We start from the raw sequence: 14,262 nt of genomic DNA, 5'->3' as shown, positions 1-14,262 counted from the left end.
CGAGGGGTCGGCCGGCCACCGCCGCCCCGGAGTCGTTCAGCGCCCGTCCTGCGCGCCCAGGTGTGCGGTGAAGGAGAACCTGTCCCCGCGGAAGAGGGTCCGTACGCGCTCCAGCGGCTCGCCGTCGGTGTCGCGCGAGATCCGGTGGATCAGCAGCATGGGCAGCGCGGGCGGCGTACCGATGAGCAGCGCCTCGCGCGGCGTCGCGAGCACGGTCTCGATCCGCTCGTCCGCATCGCCGAAGGAGATCCCGAGCCGGTCGCGCAGATGGGCGTAGAAGGACGAGTCGGGGTCGAACCCCGTGTCCAGATCCGGTACGCGTGCGACGGAGACGTAGGTGCTCTCCAGGCCGACCCGGTCGTCGTCGGCGAGCAGCACCCGCTCCAGGTGCCAGACCGGTTCGCCGCGCGCCACCCCGATGTCGGCGGCCAGCGCCTCGGGGCAGGGGAACCGCTCCAGACCGATGAGGCGGCGGCCGGGGGTACGGCCCTGGCGGCGCACACCCTCCGTGTAGCTCGCCAGCGAGAGCGGCTGCTCCAGCTTGGGGCCCGCGACCACGGTGCCGCGGCCCTGGCGGGCGAGCCGCCCCTCCAGCAGCAGTTCGCGCAGCGCCTGGCGCACCGTCTCGCGTGAGACCTCGTAGCGCTCGGCGAGATCGCGCTCGGTGGGCAGCATGCCACCCTCGCCCAACTCCTCTATGAGGAGGGAGACATGAGCCTTGACCGCGTAGTACTTGGGGATGCGGCCGTGCTCCGGGATGCCGGAGCGGATGGGTGCGCCAGGTGTCTGGTCGTGCGGGTAGTCCACGCGCCCGATGGTGGCAGACGGACATGAACACGCGTGAACGGCCGATGACGGGAAGGCGGCGGGAAGGGGCGGTTCAGCGGCGCTGGCGGCGCGGGCGACGGGTCCAGAGCACCATGGCCCCGCCGCCGATCAGGAACCCGGCGACGGTGATGCCGGCGTACGCAACGGCGTCCGAGCCGGTCGCGGCCAGCTCGGGCAGACCGCTCTCCCCCGGGGCCCGGCCGGGCCGGACCGGACGCGGGGTCCCGCCGCCACCGACGGTCCGGGCTCCGTCGGGCGCGGCGTCACGCGGGGTGTCGCGGGGGGTATGGACGGTGTCCTTGGTTCCGCCGATGTCTCCGGGCTCGTCGACGTCCCCGGTTCCGCCGATGTCCGTGGGCTCATCGGGCTCATCGGTCCCGCCGCCCTCGTCGACGACGGTGAACGGGTAGTCGTCGGTCTCACCGACCCAGGCCCCGTCGTCCTTCCCGGACGTGCCGCTCGCCCCGCGCTGTCGCTGGACGATCGCGGCGTTGGCGGTGATCCGTCCCGGGCCGGTGTCGGAGGTGAACGCCATCCGGACCTCCACGGTGACGGTTCCGCCCGCGGGGATGGTGAAGCCCTCGAAGGTGTCGTCGCCGTCGTCGCCGTCGTCGAAGACGCCGATCTGCTCGTCCTGGTCGCTGGTCTCCCAGCTGACCCGGTGCTCCACCTCGGGACGGGTCGGCTCGGAGAACTTCAGCTGGATCTGGTCGGAGGTCAGCTTGCGGTCCTCGTCGGTGAGGACCAGTACCGGGTGGATGGCCCGGCACGGCTCGGTGGTGGTGTTGGTCAGGTCCAGGTACCAGGTCCCGTAGCCGCCGCCGGGCGCGTAGGTGTCCGGGCCGCCGCGGATACGGGCGCTGATCGGGAACTCGCTCGCCGCCGGATCACCGCAGGCGGGCGGCTGGTCGGCGGTGGCGGCCTCCGGCTTCGAGACCGGGGCGGACGAGGACGCCGCGGCGGCCGGAGCGGCGGACGCGCCGCCGAGGACGGCGGGAACCACGCTCGCCGCCGCCAGCCCGAGCGCCAGCCCGTGCCGTGTCCGCCCGGGGAGCGGCGACACGCGCAGGGGCGGCGAGGGGGGCCGCGCGGAGGCGGTGGACACGGGGATGGACGCCCCGCCGGAGAGCGGGACGGACACGGGGCCCGCCGTGGGGAGGGACGCGATGCCGGACGTGAAGGGCGACACGGCGTCGGCCGCGCGGCCCGCCCCGGAGCCGGCCGGGGAGGGCGTGGCGGACGAGGGTGGTGTGGAGGGCATGCGGGGATCACCCTTCGCGGCTCGCGGGACGGTCGGCTGGGAGAGCGCTGAAGACCTTGGCCGGACCTGGGAGCGGCGGCCGACGCGTACAACCACAAGGCGCCGGAGCTGTGCGCGCCGACCGCCACGGGTCCGGCCAAGATCCTCAGCACCCGCCCAGCCTTTGTGTGCCGGAGTTCACCGGTCGTGGACGGCGACGCTGCCACGCACGCGCGAGGCGACCGGCACCGACATGCCGGTGGGTCGGCCGGCCGGCCGCCGGGCACCGCTCGATCAGCCCAGTCGCGCGCCGCGCTCGCCCGTGTCCGCGCTCCCGACCCGTCCGAACAGCGGGGCCAGGACCAGTTGCGCGGCTCCCTCCGCGACCGGCCGGTCCCCTCCTCGTGCGGCGGTGACCGGCACCGGCGCGTCGAGCCCGCCCCGGCGGGCCCGCTCGTCGATCACGGCGCGGACGCCCCCTACGTACGGCTCGGGATCGGCGGCGACGGTGCGGCCGCCGAGCACCACCCGGTCGATGTCGAGCAGCCCGACGAGATTGGCGGCGCCGGTGCCCAGCACCCGGGCGGCCTCCGCGACGTCGCCGCGGGCGACGGCGGCGAGACAGAGCGCCTCGATGCAGCCCCGCCCGCCGCAGCCGCACACCGGACCGTCCAGCTGGACGGTCTGGTGCCCGAACTCACCGGCCCCGGTACGGGCCCCGCGGTGCAGCGCCCCGCCGAGGACCAGCCCGGCGCCGAGCCCCGTCCCGAGGTGCAGATAGGCGAAATCGCCCGGGCCGGCCGCGCGCAGGGCGAGCCCCAGGGCGGCGGCGTTGGTGTCCTTGTCGACGACGACGGGCAGCCCGGTCCTCGCGGCGAGAGCGTCCCGCAGCGGATACCCGTCCCACTGCGGGAACCCGGTGACGCGGTGCAGCACCCCGCCCCGGTGGTCGAGCGGCCCCGGCACCGCCACGCCGACCCCGAGCACCGGCCGGCCCGCGGTCGACACGCCCCTGCCCCGCCCGGCCGTCCCCGCGCCCGCGCCGCGCACCGCCGCGACCGCGTCCGCCGCCGTCGCCAGTACCTCGTCCGCCGGGGCGCCGAAGTCCAGTGGGGCGGTGCGGCTCGCGGCGACCGCGCCGGCCAGGTCGACGAGCACCACCGTCAGCTCGTCACGGTCCAGGTGCAGGCCGACCGCGTACCCGGCGTCCGGCACCAGCCGCAGCACGGTGCGCGGCTTGCCGCCGGTGGAGGCCCGGTGGCCCGCCTCGGCCACCAGACCGTCGGCCCGCAGCCGGGCGGTGATCTTGCTGACGGCCTGCGGTGTGAGCCCGGTGCGCTCGGCGAGTTCGAGCCTGCTGATACCGGGCTCGCCCGCCACCCGCAGCAGATCCAGCAGCAGCGCCGCGTTGTGGCTGCGCAGCGTCGGCAGGTTCGCGCCGCTATTACTCCTGTTCACCGCACCATTGTCCCTGTCGCTTGCACTTTGGCAACAGCGTTGCTTAAGTGACACGCATGACTGGCAACGCGACTCACGAGACGCCCGGACTGCCCGGGACCCCCCTGCGCGTCGGGCTCGTCGGCTACGGCCTGGCAGGTTCCGTCTTCCACGCCCCGCTGATCGCCGCGACCGAGGGCCTCGCCCTCGACACGGTCGTCACGTCGAACGAGGAGCGGCGGGCGCAGGCGCGCGCCGAATTCCCCGACGTGCGGTTCGCCGCGTCGCCCCAGGAGCTGTGGGACCGCGCGGACACACTCGATCTCATCGTGATCGCCTCGCCGAACAGGACCCATGTCCCGATCGCGACCGCCGCGCTCAGGGCGGGTCTGCCGGTCGTCGTGGACAAGCCGGTCGCCGGTACGGCCGCCGAGGCGCGGGAGCTCGCGGCCCTCGCCGAAGAGCGCGGGCTGCTGCTCTCGGTCTTCCAGAACCGCCGCTGGGACAACGACTTCCTCACCCTCGCCCGGCTGATCGCGGACGGCGAGCTCGGCGACGTCCAGCGCTTCGAGTCCCGTTTCGAGCGGTGGCGCCCGCAGCCGAAGGGCGGCTGGCGCGAGTCGGGCGATCCGCAGGAGATCGGCGGACTGCTGTACGACCTGGGCAGCCATGTCGTCGACCAGGCGCTCGTACTGTTCGGACCGGCGGTGCGGGTGTACGCGGAGTCCGACGTACGCCGCCCCGGCGCCGCTGCCGACGACGACACGTTTCTCGCGATCACCCATGCGAACGGGGTCCGCTCGCATCTGTACGTCAGCGCCACCGCGGCCCAGCTCGGTCCGCGCTTCCGGGTGCTCGGTTCGACCGCCGGCTACGTGAAGTACGGCCTCGACCCGCAGGAGGCCGCCCTGCGCGCGGGAGCGCGTCCGACGCCGGGCGGTCCGTGGGGCGAGGAGCCCGAGACGCTGTGGGGCAGGATCGGTTCGGGCGAGTCCCCGCTGACGGGCGGCGGCGCCCCGATCCGCACGCAGCCGGGCGACTACCCCGCGTACTACGCGGCGGTCACCGACGCGCTGCGCGGAAGGGGTGACAATCCAGTGACCGCTCTGCAGGCCGCCGCGGCCCTGGACGTCCTGGAGGCCGCCCGCCGCTCGGCCCGCGAGGGCGTCACCGTGACCCTGCCAGCCGCACCCCCGTCCGCCTCCGCCGACAACGAGGAGCAGCCCGTATGAACCCCACCGCTCCGACCATCTCCGAGCTCATCGCCCAGGAGCGCCGACTGACGCTGCCGCACTTCAGCTACGACGACGCGTACGCCCTCGGCGGCCTGCTCGTCGCGATGGCCCGGGAGAGGCACGCCCCGATCGCGATCGACATCCGCCGCGGCGCACAGCAGCTCTTCCACGCCGCGCTGCCGGGATCGAGCGCCGACAACGACGCCTGGATCGACCGCAAGCGCAAGGTCGTGGAACGGTTCGGCGAGAGCTCCTACCTGGTGGGAACCCGTTTCCGGGCGAAGGGGACGACGTTCGACGACGCCTCGCGCCTGGACCCCGGCACGTACGCCGCGCACGGCGGTTCGTTCCCGATCGCGGTCGAGGGCGCGGGCGTCATCGGCTCGGTCACGGTCTCGGGCCTGCCCCAGGCGGAGGACCACGCCCTGGTGGTCGAGGCGCTGGAACAGTTCGCGACGACGATCGGCGCATGACGCGAAGGAGGGGTGGGGTGCCATCGACGCGGCACCCCACCCCTCCGGTCGGTCTTAGTTCAGTACTTTTCGGCCCGTCCGGTGATCGAGGACGAAGCGGCCACCGGACGCCCCGGGCGCGGCGTCTTCCCGCTAGGCGTCCTTCAGTTCCTGCCGCTGCCGCCCCAGCCCCGTGACCTCCAGCTCCACGACGTCCCCGGCCCTCAGATACGGCTTGGGCTCGGGCTGCCCCAGCGCGACGCCCGCCGGTGTCCCGGTGTTGATCACATCGCCGGGGTACAGCGTCATGAAGTGGCTGAGGTAGCGGACCACTTCGCCCACCGGGAAGATCTGGTCGGCCGTCGTGCCGTCCTGCTTCAGCTCACCGTTGACCCAGAGCTTCAGCGGCAGCGCCTGCGGGTCGGCGATCTCGTCCGCCGTGACCAGCCACGGCCCCAGCGGGTTGAACGTCTCGCAGTTCTTGCCCTTGTCCCAGGTGCCGCCGCGCTCGATCTGGAACTCGCGCTCGGAGACGTCGTGCGCCGTCGCGTATCCGGCGACATGCGCGAGTCCCTCCTCGGCGGACTCCAGGTATCGGGCGGTGCGCCCGATGACGACGGCGAGCTCGACCTCCCAGTCGGTCTTGACGCTGCCGCGCGGCACCAGCACCGTGTCGTGCGGCCCGACGACGGTGTCCGGCGCCTTGAAGAACAGGATCGGCTCGGTGGGAATCTCCGCACCGGTCTCGGCGGCGTGGTCGTGGTAGTTCAGCCCGATGCACACGATCTTGCCGATCCGGGCGAGCGGCGGCCCGACCCGCAGGCCCCCGGCATCGAGCGCGGGCAGCTCTCCGGGCGCGGCCGCGGCGGCCCGCACCCGGGCGAGCGCGGACTCGTCGGCGAGCAGCGCACTGTCGATGTCGGCGACGATTCCCGACAGGTCACGCAGGGTTCCGTCCCGGTCCAGCAGCGCCGGCCGTTCCGCACCTGCCGTTCCCACACGAAGCAGCTTCAACGGTCTTTCTCCCCTTGGTAGAGATCGGGCCCGTCGGATGGGTGGCGGCCATCGCAGGCTTGTCCGATCGTCCAAGACATCCGATCACTCCGCAAGACCCTGTTCACACACTGGACCGGTGCACTCGCCGCCCCGATCACGCCGCGGTGGCCACGGCGGAGCCCGCGGCCGGCATGTCGCGGTAGAGGACGGCCCGCTCGACTGCGGTCCAGGTGGTGCTCGTGACGACGTACAGCGCGGCGGCGAGCGGCACGACGGAGACGGTGAAGAGGGTGGCGAAGGACATCAGCGGCATCAGCTTCGTCATCGCGCCCATGCCCGGCACCGGCTGTCCGTCGGGGCCGGTGGCCGGGGTGACGGGGTTGGCGGCCATCTGCTGCTTCGTCCGCCGGTAGTTGAAGGTGGCCACGACGGCGACGATCGCGTACAGGCCGAGGTAGACCATGCCCTGGGCCCCGAACGGTCCGCCGTGCGCGAGCGCGTCGTGCCAGTGCTCGCCGAGCGGGGCGCCGAAGAGCTGGTGGCCGAGCAGCTCGTTGGGGTGGCCGTCGATCGTCTGGCTGGAGAAGAGGTGGTAGAGGAGGAAGAAGGCGGGCATCTGCAGGAGGCTGGGCAGGCAGCCGGAGAGCGGCGAGACGTTCTCCGCCTTGTGCAGTTCCATGAGCGCCTTCTGCATGCGCTCGGGATTCTTGCCGTGTTTCCTGCGCAGCTCGGCGATCTGCGGCTGGAGTCTGGTGCGGGCTTTCTGTCCGCGCGCCGCGGCCCGCGACAGCGGGTGCACGGCGAGCCGTACGAGCGCCGTGAACAGCACGATCGCAGCAGCGGCGGACGCGCCCTGGAAGAGCGGATGCATCACATCGGCCATTGCGCCGACCAGAGCGGCGAATGCGGACATGAAGACGGACATGGGTGAGCCCTCCGGGGGTCTCGTCGTGCCGGGAAGAAGAATGAACTCGGCATGACGAACCGCGAGGGGTGCCTACGGGTGGTGCGAGCCCCTACGCGGCCGTCGGGAGGGCACGGCCGGGGGCTCGGGGGCGCCTGCGCCCCTTGGCGTCCGGGTCTCGCTGCGGCAGGAACGCGGTGCGTTTCTCCCGGTCGCGGATGGCCGTACGGACCCGGGTGCGGGGCACGGGGACGGCGCAGCGGGCGCTGATGACCGAGGCGGCGACGAGCGCGGAGCCGACGGCCGCCGTGGCGGCGAGCGCGACGGCGGCGGAGAGGCTGCCGCCTTCGGCGAGGAGGACTTCGGTGACGAAGAAGAGCAGCAGCCCCAGGGGGCGGAGCAGCCGGGCGAGGCCACCGCGCAGACGGTTCACGTCACCGCTCATCGGCCCCTCCCTCCTTCCCCTTCACGGCCTGACGGCCGGGCTCACACAGCCACGCTCTTCGCGCAGGTGTGCGTTCGGCTCTCCAGCTGTTATACACGATGATTCCGGCACACTCGTCCGCCCTCAGGGGCGTCCGGTGTCCAGCGGTCGCAGCAGCCGGTGCGGCACCAGCAGGGCACGGCCGACCGGATCGGCGGGGTCCGGATCGAGTCCGTCGCCCGGCCGCATCTCGACGTCCCGGGGCGGCACGGGCCGGGCGCAGGCCGGGCATTCGCCGTACGAGCCCAGTTCCGTACCGCAGGACGCGTGGACGAAGAAGCGCATCCGCAGGGTGCCGGGGAGGTGGTCGCGCCCCCACGCCCCGAGGGTACGGACGACCGGCCAGAGGGCTTCGCCGCTGTCGGTGAGGACGTACTCGTCGCGCGGCGGCGACTCCTGGTAGCGGCGTTTTTCCATGACTCCGGCCTCGATGAGGGACTGGAGCCGGGTGGCCAGCACGGCGCGGGGCATGCCGAGGTGGGCCAGGAAGTCGTTGTAGCGGCGTACGCCGAAGAAGGCGTCGCGGACCACCAGCAGCGTCCAGCGCTCCCCGACCACCTCCAGCGCACGGGCCATCGAGCACTGCTGCGCCGCGTAGTCCTTGCCGAGAGCCATGGCGCCCACTTTACCCCGCGACAGTTCAATGAACGAACCTGCCGTGCTAGCGTCGGCACAGACACATGAGTTCAATGACCGAACCTTCTCTTTCCCGTCGAACAGACCGCCCGGACCGGTCCCGGTCCCGATCCCGGTTCCACAACAGCCCGTCAGCCCCCCTCCGCAGCCCACAGTCCCTGGAGCGAAGCCATGGCACAGCCCGTACGCCCCGGCCCCCCACAACCCTCCGCCGCGCAGGAGACACCCGAAACGCACCGGAGCCGCGATGCCCCGCCCCGGCCCCTGACCCGCTCCCCGACGGTCACCGTCGCCACCGACCCCCTCACCCGCCGCCGTGCCGCCCTCCGCCCCGGCGCCACGCTCGCGACCACCGCGACCGCCACCGCCGTCGCGCTGATGAACTACACGTCGCCGATGACGACCGTCCCCGACATCTCCGCCGCCCTCGCCACCCCCGTGTCCGGCCGGGCCTGGCTGCTCAACGGCGCCCCGCTCGGTCTCGCGGTCTTCCTCCTGATCGTCGGCAGCCTCGCCGACGACTACGGCCGCCGTCGGCTCTTCCTCATAGGCACCCTCGCCCTCGGCATCACCACCGGCCTCGGCGCCCTCGCGACCACCACCGTCGCCTTCACCCTGGCGCGCGTGGCCCAGGGCGCGGCGAGCGCCGCGATCCTCGCGGCCAGCCTCGGCCTGCTGGTCGGCGCGTTCCCCGCCGGGGCGGCCAGGATCAGGGCGACCGGGATCTGGGGCGCGTTCGTCAGCGCGGGCATCGCGCTCGGCCCACTGCTCGCGGGCTCGCTCGGCTCCGTCGACTGGCGGCTCCCGTACGCCGTGCTCGCGCTCGCGGCCCTGCTCACGGGCGCGTTCGCGTTCCGTACGCTCGAAGAGTCCCGGGCGCCACGCGGTGGCCGCCCCGATCTGGCGGGGGCCGCGGCGCTGGGCCTCGCGATGACGGCGCTGCTGACCGCGCTGACGCTCGGCCGGGACGGCTGGCTGCGCGCGCCCGTCGGGCTGTTGCTGCTCGCCGCGCTCGCCCTGACCGCCGGGTTCGTCGCGGTGGAGCGCCGGGCCGCGGCGCCGCTGATCGATCTGTCGCTGCTGCGCAGCCGCCTGTTCCTGGCGTCGTCGGCCGGCGGGCTGTTCACCGGCCTGTCGGTGATCGGTCTGTTCAGCTATCTGCCGACGCTGATCCAGCAGGCCCTGGGAATGTCGGCGTTGGGGACGGCCTGGCTGTTCCTGCTCTGGTCCGGTACGTCGTTCGCGGTGGCGTTGCAGGCGCGGCGGCTCGCGGGCCGGGTCGTGGCCCGGCACCAGCTGGCCGTGGGCTTCGCCCTGCACGCGGTGGCGGTGCTGTCGCTGCTGGGCACCCTGGACACGGCGGGCACCACGCACATCGGCGCGTCGCTGTGGCTGCGGCTGCTGCTCGCGCTGGTCATATCCGGCATCGGCAGCGGACTGCTCAACGCCGCGCTGCCGCGTCTGGCGGTCGAGTCGGTGCCGCCCGAGCGGGCGGCGATGGGTTCGGGCGCGAACAACACCGCCCGGTACATCGGCTCGTCGGCGGGCGTGGCCCTGACGATCGCGATCGCCGCGACGGGCTCGGGCGCGAACGGCGCGCTGTTGCTGTCGGTCGCCCTGGCCCTGGTGGCGACGGTCAGTGTCCTGCTCCTGCGCGAGCGCCGCTGACCTCCTGCCCGTCCCCCTGCCCGTCCTCCCCGGTGCTGATCCCGTCGCGCGCGAGCACGTCGTCGTCCGGCCGGTCGTCGCGTTCGCGCGGCCCGGCGTACGTCACGGCGAGCGCGACGACGAGGTTGGCGGCGAGCGCCACGATGCCCGCGTTCACCCCCCACAACGGATCGTGCTCCGTGAACACGAACCCGCACACCAGGCCCACCCCGACGACCAGCCCGCTCATCGCCCCGAGCAGGGTCAGCCGCCGCCACATCAGCCCCAGCAGCACCATGGGGAGCAGCTGCGCCATCCCCTCGTACGAGATGAGGGAGAGCCGTACGAGGGTGTTCGGCGCGGTGTACGTGAGCACGAGCGCGATCACCCCCGCGACCACCACGACCGTCTGTGCGGCGCCCTTCTGCCGCCGCTCCCACCGCGGCACGAGCGAGAGCACACTGCGCCCCCACATCGTGCCGATGACCAGCATGAAGACGGCCATAGGCACGATCGACGAGAGCGCGGCGGCCACACCGATGATGCCGACCGCCCAGGCCGGCAGGGAGTCCACGACGAGCTTGAGGAGCGCCAGGTTGGACTCGGCGCCGACGAGCCCCGGCACGACGAAGAGAGCCGCCATGCCGAGCAGCATCGGCACGAAGAGCAGCACGTTGTAGGCGGGCAGCAGCATCGCGTTGCGGCGCAGCACGTCTGCGTTCTTCGCGCCGAGATAGCCGGCGACGGTCGTCGGGAAGATCACCACGGTGAGGGAGTTGAGGAACGAGGTGGTGATGAACCACGCCTGCCCGAGCCCGCTGTCCCCGTGCCCCGGGAACGTCAGCCACTCGCTCTTCTCGGTGACGAGCCGGTCGAGGAACGGCCCGTACCCGTCGAAGTAGTGCAGCGGAACGTAGAAGGCGAGGAAGCCGAGCGTGGCGATCACGAGGACGTCCTTGAGGACGGACACCCACGCGCTGCCGCGCAGCCCGCTCACCACGACGAAGCCGGTGGTGACGGCGAAGGCTATGAAGTAGGCCCAGTTCAGGCCGATGGCACCGTAGGAGATGGTCGAGACGACCACGCCCATGCCGGTGATCTGGAGCTGGATGTACGGCAGCAGGAAGACGGTCGCGAGGACGGCGACCAGCGCGCCGAGCCAGGGCCGCCCGAAGCGGTGCGCCACCATGTCGGTGATCCCGACCAGCCCGTGCTTGCGCGCGTACGCCCAGAGCATCGGCCCGACGACATAGCCGACGGCGTAGCCGCAGGACATGTACGCCACCACGTAGAGCACCGGCGCCCCGTAGTTGTAGCCCCATCCCGCGGCGCCCAGGTAGCTGAAGCTGGTGTAGCCCTCACCGGCCATCAGCACCCAGATGAACACGGTCCCGAGGCTGCGTCCGCCCACGGACCACTCCGCGAGCCCGCCACCGCCCCCGCTCCCGCTCCGCCGCCCGCGCATCGCGAGCAGCCCGAGGGCGACGGTGGCGGCCATGAAGACCCCGAAGACGGAGGTCGCGATCGTGGCGTTCACCGGCGGTCCCCCCGTCGGGTCAGCCATACGGCGACGGGTGTCAGCAGGGTCGCACCGAGCAGCCACACGAAGAGGAACGGCAGTCCGAGAACCACGGGATGGACCCGGTTCACGAACGGCAGCGCCCCCAGGTACAGCACATAGGGAACCAGCAACCACAACAGATGCGGACGTCTTCTGAGCACGTCAGGGAACCTTACGGCCTCGCTACCGCGCCCGGACATCCGTCAGCCTCCCCCATACGACAAGCCGGTATCGGGAGGTGAATTCGGGCGTGCACGTAGTGAGCGTCACATAGGAGCCGGCCGCGGTGTAGCCGGGGTACGGCTTCACATTGCTGCGCGGGACGGCCGCGATGACACCGCCGTCGCGCGCACTGGTCCGCCCGAGCGTCCGGTCGACGGTGTACGTGTAGACGGCGTCCCGCGTCTCGACGTCGATCCGGTCCCCGCGCCGCAGCCGGTTGATGTGACGGAAGGGCTCGCCGTGCGTGTTGCGGTGCCCGGCGAGCGCGAAGTTCCCCGCCCGGCCGGGCTGCGCGGTGCCCGGGTAGTGCCCGACGTACCCCTTGTCGAGCACCCCGCGCTTGCTGATGCCCTGGGCGACGGGGGCGGCGAGCCCGAGCCGCGGGATATGGATGACGGCATACGCCTGATCCCGGCGGGGTCCGGTGGGTGCGGTGCGCCCCGCGGACGCCCGGCCACCGGAGGCCCCGGGGCCGGACCCGCCGCGGCCCCCCGTACCGTCGCCGTCCCCCTGCGGCTGCCCTTTCCCGTCTTGCCCCGCTTTCTCCCGTTCCGGCTCCGCCCACTCCCGCTGAAGGGCCCGCACCTCGTGCCGGGCGTCGGCGCGGGCCTGCCGGTTGGTCCACCACAGCTGATGAACAACGAGCAACAACAGGACGACGCCGAGGGTGACCACCGCCTCGGCACCCGTCCAGAGCCCGCGCGCGGCGGCCCTGCGCCCTCGCGAGTTCCGCTGCGTCACAACCGGTATCCGCTTCCGCACGGCCCGCACGATAGGGCCATGTCCCCCAACTCTCCAGAGCCGGAACCGCCCTCCGTGCAGGTGCCGCACAGCAGTACGGTGTGATTCATGCGCCCCGACACGCCTGCCGACCACACCACCGAAGCCGAGCGCCTGCTGCGCACCGCGGCGCAGTATCCGGAGGACCGTGAGCCGCTGCTCCTCCAGGCCGCGGCCCACCTGGAGCTCGCCGGCGACCGCGCCCGCGCCACCACCCTCTACGACGAACTGCTCGCCTCCCCCGACCTCGACCACCCGCACCTGGTGAAGGCCCTGAACGCGGCCAACCTGTGGGAGTACGGCCACGAGGCCGAGGCCCGCGCGATCCTCGACGGCATCCGCGCCGCGGGCCCGCTCGACCCCGCGCCGTGGGAGATCGTGGCCGAGACCCTCGAATCGCACGACGAGCTGACCGCGGCCCACGACTGCTTCACGACCGCGCTGACCCTCCTCCTGACGCCGGGCGAGGAGGTCCCGTACGCCACGCAGTCGCTGCTGATCGGCCGCCACCGTGTGCGCAGGCTGATGGGCACCGACCACGACGTCTGGGACGAACTGGCCGACACCCTCCACACCGCCGCCGTCCCGCTGGACGAGTTGCACGACCCGAAGCGCCTGTGGGCGCTGGGCTCCTCGGACCCGGGCGAGCTCCGGGCCGAGATCACCCGCATCCGCGCCGAACTGGGCACGTACCGCACCGCGCTGTCCCGCCCGTTCCCGGTGGCGGTGCTGCACTGGCCGGCCGCCGAACTCGACGAACTCCTCACCGCGTACCCGAACCTGCGCAGCGAGTACCCCTCCCACCCCGACCACCTGGCCCGCCTGGAGGCCGCCCTCCGCGACCTCCACCACGCAGGCACCCCGAACCTCGGCATCGTGACCGGCACGGTCCCGTCGTACGAGGCCTTCGCCGCCTCGGAGGCCACGTCCCCGGCCGACCCGGACCTCCTCCCCCAGTACGCCACCACCCTCGCCGCCCGCGGCCGGGCGACCCCCTGGCCCCCGGCCCGCAACGCGGCGTGCTGGTGCGGCTCGGGCCGGACGTACCGGGAGTGCCACGGCACGGACTGAACCGACGACTCGGAGGGGCGGCCCCGGCCCGGCCGGGGCCGTTCCCGTACCGCACGGCCACCCATGACCTCGCGCGCGAACGTGACACATCGGGCCGCGAGTGTCACGACACGACGACGGGGGTGGCGTCCCCCGGAATCCCGATGGCCCCGTCATGCCGCCGATCCGTATGGTGCAGCCATGCCCGACCTCCAGCGTCTCCACCTCGATCACGCCCCGGCCCTGCTCGCGTTCGAGCAGGAGAACCGCATGTTCTTCGCCGCATCGGTCCCGGACCGCGGCGACGACTACTTCACGAACTTCGACGCCCGCCTCGCGGCCCTCCTCGCCGAACAGGCCACGGGTGCCTGTCACTTCCACGTCCTGGTGGACGACCTGGGTGTGATCCTGGGCCGCTTCAACCTGGTCGACGCGGCGAACGGCTCAGCCGAACTCGGCTACCGCGTAGCCGAGAAGGCCACCGGCCGAGGCCTGGCCACGGCCACCGTCCGCCACCTCTGCACCCTGGCAGCCGAGGAGTACGGCCTGACCACACTGCGGGCCTCCACCACACACGACAACCCGGCCTCACAAGCGGTCCTGACCCGCGCGGGATTCGTCCCCACCGGAGAAGAAGTCGTGCTGAGCGGACGGCCGGGGCTCGGGTATGTGCGGGACCTCGGCAGAAGCCCCGAAGGTGGGACCCAACAACCGAGACGCCAGTGAAGGCATGGGCAGACCCACAGCTTGTCAGCCCCGCTTGATACAACTGCACGGGTAGGTGACGAGA

General features: G+C 72.7%; 15 protein-coding genes. 5 read left to right on the top strand and 10 right to left on the bottom strand.

Features of this window, described 5'->3' with window-relative positions:
* Nucleotides 1–36: 36 nt before the first annotated feature.
* The 3 genes from ACIOHC_RS00935 to ACIOHC_RS00925 form a co-directional block, all read right to left on the bottom strand.
* Complete coding sequence (locus ACIOHC_RS00935) at nt 37–807, bottom strand: GntR family transcriptional regulator (protein ID WP_351073320.1); 771 nt, start codon at nt 805–807, stop codon at nt 37–39.
* A 73-nt stretch (nt 808–880) separates the two neighbouring features.
* Nucleotides 881–2,089 carry a hypothetical protein gene (locus tag ACIOHC_RS00930; protein ID WP_401840827.1) on the bottom strand — a complete coding sequence of 403 codons (1,209 nt, stop codon included), beginning with the start codon at nt 2,087–2,089 and terminating at the stop codon, nt 881–883.
* Nucleotides 2,090–2,362: 273 nt separating this feature from the next.
* Nucleotides 2,363–3,526, bottom strand: a complete 1,164-nt coding sequence (locus ACIOHC_RS00925; RefSeq protein ID WP_351073324.1) for an ROK family transcriptional regulator — start codon at nt 3,524–3,526, stop codon at nt 2,363–2,365.
* Nucleotides 3,527–3,582: 56 nt separating this feature from the next.
* On the opposite strand from ACIOHC_RS00925, the gene ACIOHC_RS00920 reads away from it, so the two are divergent.
* A complete protein-coding gene (locus tag ACIOHC_RS00920; protein ID WP_351073326.1) occupies nt 3,583–4,737 on the top strand; it encodes a Gfo/Idh/MocA family oxidoreductase in 1,155 nt (384 codons plus the stop codon).
* Entirely contained in the window at nt 4,734–5,213 is a 480-nt protein-coding gene (locus tag ACIOHC_RS00915; protein ID WP_351073328.1) for a heme-degrading domain-containing protein, read from the top strand. Before ACIOHC_RS00920 ends, ACIOHC_RS00915 begins: the two co-directional genes overlap by 4 nt.
* A 132-nt stretch (nt 5,214–5,345) precedes the next feature.
* Here the strand turns inward: ACIOHC_RS00915 and ACIOHC_RS00910 are convergent, their stop codons facing one another.
* The 4 genes from ACIOHC_RS00910 to ACIOHC_RS00895 all read right to left on the bottom strand — a co-directional run bounded on the left by ACIOHC_RS00910 (nt 5,346) and on the right by ACIOHC_RS00895 (nt 8,191).
* Nucleotides 5,346–6,206 carry a fumarylacetoacetate hydrolase family protein gene (locus ACIOHC_RS00910; protein WP_351073330.1) on the bottom strand — a complete coding sequence of 287 codons (861 nt, stop codon included), beginning with the start codon at nt 6,204–6,206 and terminating at the stop codon, nt 5,346–5,348.
* Nucleotides 6,207–6,342: 136 nt separating this feature from the next.
* Nucleotides 6,343–7,113 carry a YidC/Oxa1 family membrane protein insertase gene (locus ACIOHC_RS00905; RefSeq protein WP_351073332.1) on the bottom strand — a complete coding sequence of 257 codons (771 nt, stop codon included), beginning with the start codon at nt 7,111–7,113 and terminating at the stop codon, nt 6,343–6,345.
* A 91-nt stretch (nt 7,114–7,204) separates the two neighbouring features.
* On the bottom strand, nt 7,205–7,537 hold the full coding sequence (locus ACIOHC_RS00900) for a DUF6412 domain-containing protein (RefSeq protein ID WP_351073334.1): 333 nt from the start codon (nt 7,535–7,537) through the stop codon (nt 7,205–7,207).
* 123 nt (nt 7,538–7,660) lie between these two features.
* Nucleotides 7,661–8,191: a helix-turn-helix domain-containing protein gene (locus ACIOHC_RS00895; RefSeq protein ID WP_351073336.1), complete on the bottom strand. Its 531-nt coding sequence runs from the start codon at nt 8,189–8,191 to the stop codon at nt 7,661–7,663.
* A 192-nt stretch (nt 8,192–8,383) separates the two neighbouring features.
* On the opposite strand from ACIOHC_RS00895, the gene ACIOHC_RS00890 reads away from it, so the two are divergent.
* Nucleotides 8,384–9,880: an MFS transporter gene (locus tag ACIOHC_RS00890; protein WP_401840822.1), complete on the top strand. Its 1,497-nt coding sequence runs from the start codon at nt 8,384–8,386 to the stop codon at nt 9,878–9,880.
* Here ACIOHC_RS00890 and ACIOHC_RS00885 read toward each other — a convergent pair.
* From ACIOHC_RS00885 to ACIOHC_RS00875, 3 genes are read right to left on the bottom strand one after another with little or no spacing between them, the layout of a single operon-like run.
* Nucleotides 9,849–11,396 carry a sodium:solute symporter family protein gene (locus ACIOHC_RS00885; RefSeq protein ID WP_351073340.1) on the bottom strand — a complete coding sequence of 516 codons (1,548 nt, stop codon included), beginning with the start codon at nt 11,394–11,396 and terminating at the stop codon, nt 9,849–9,851. The genes ACIOHC_RS00890 and ACIOHC_RS00885 overlap by 32 nt on opposite strands.
* Nucleotides 11,393–11,551: a DUF3311 domain-containing protein gene (locus ACIOHC_RS00880; protein ID WP_078840020.1), complete on the bottom strand. Its 159-nt coding sequence runs from the start codon at nt 11,549–11,551 to the stop codon at nt 11,393–11,395. Before ACIOHC_RS00880 ends, ACIOHC_RS00885 begins: the two co-directional genes overlap by 4 nt.
* A 52-nt stretch (nt 11,552–11,603) precedes the next feature.
* Complete coding sequence (locus ACIOHC_RS00875; RefSeq protein ID WP_401840819.1) at nt 11,604–12,383, bottom strand: class E sortase; 780 nt, start codon at nt 12,381–12,383, stop codon at nt 11,604–11,606.
* A gap of 108 nt (nt 12,384–12,491) precedes the next feature.
* On the opposite strand from ACIOHC_RS00875, the gene ACIOHC_RS00870 reads away from it, so the two are divergent.
* Both ACIOHC_RS00870 and ACIOHC_RS00865 read left to right on the top strand, forming a co-directional pair.
* On the top strand, nt 12,492–13,493 hold the full coding sequence (locus ACIOHC_RS00870; protein WP_351073343.1) for an SEC-C domain-containing protein: 1,002 nt from the start codon (nt 12,492–12,494) through the stop codon (nt 13,491–13,493).
* 180 nt (nt 13,494–13,673) lie between these two features.
* Nucleotides 13,674–14,198, top strand: coding sequence for a GNAT family N-acetyltransferase (locus ACIOHC_RS00865; RefSeq protein ID WP_401840816.1), 525 nt, complete (start codon nt 13,674–13,676; stop codon nt 14,196–14,198).
* Nucleotides 14,199–14,262 lie beyond the last annotated feature (64 nt).

The sequence above is a fragment of the Streptomyces sp. NPDC088252 genome (assembly GCF_044740965.1).
In the GTDB taxonomy this organism is placed as follows: domain Bacteria; phylum Actinomycetota; class Actinomycetes; order Streptomycetales; family Streptomycetaceae; genus Streptomyces.
This window is presented reverse-complemented; position numbering and strand designations above follow the sequence as displayed.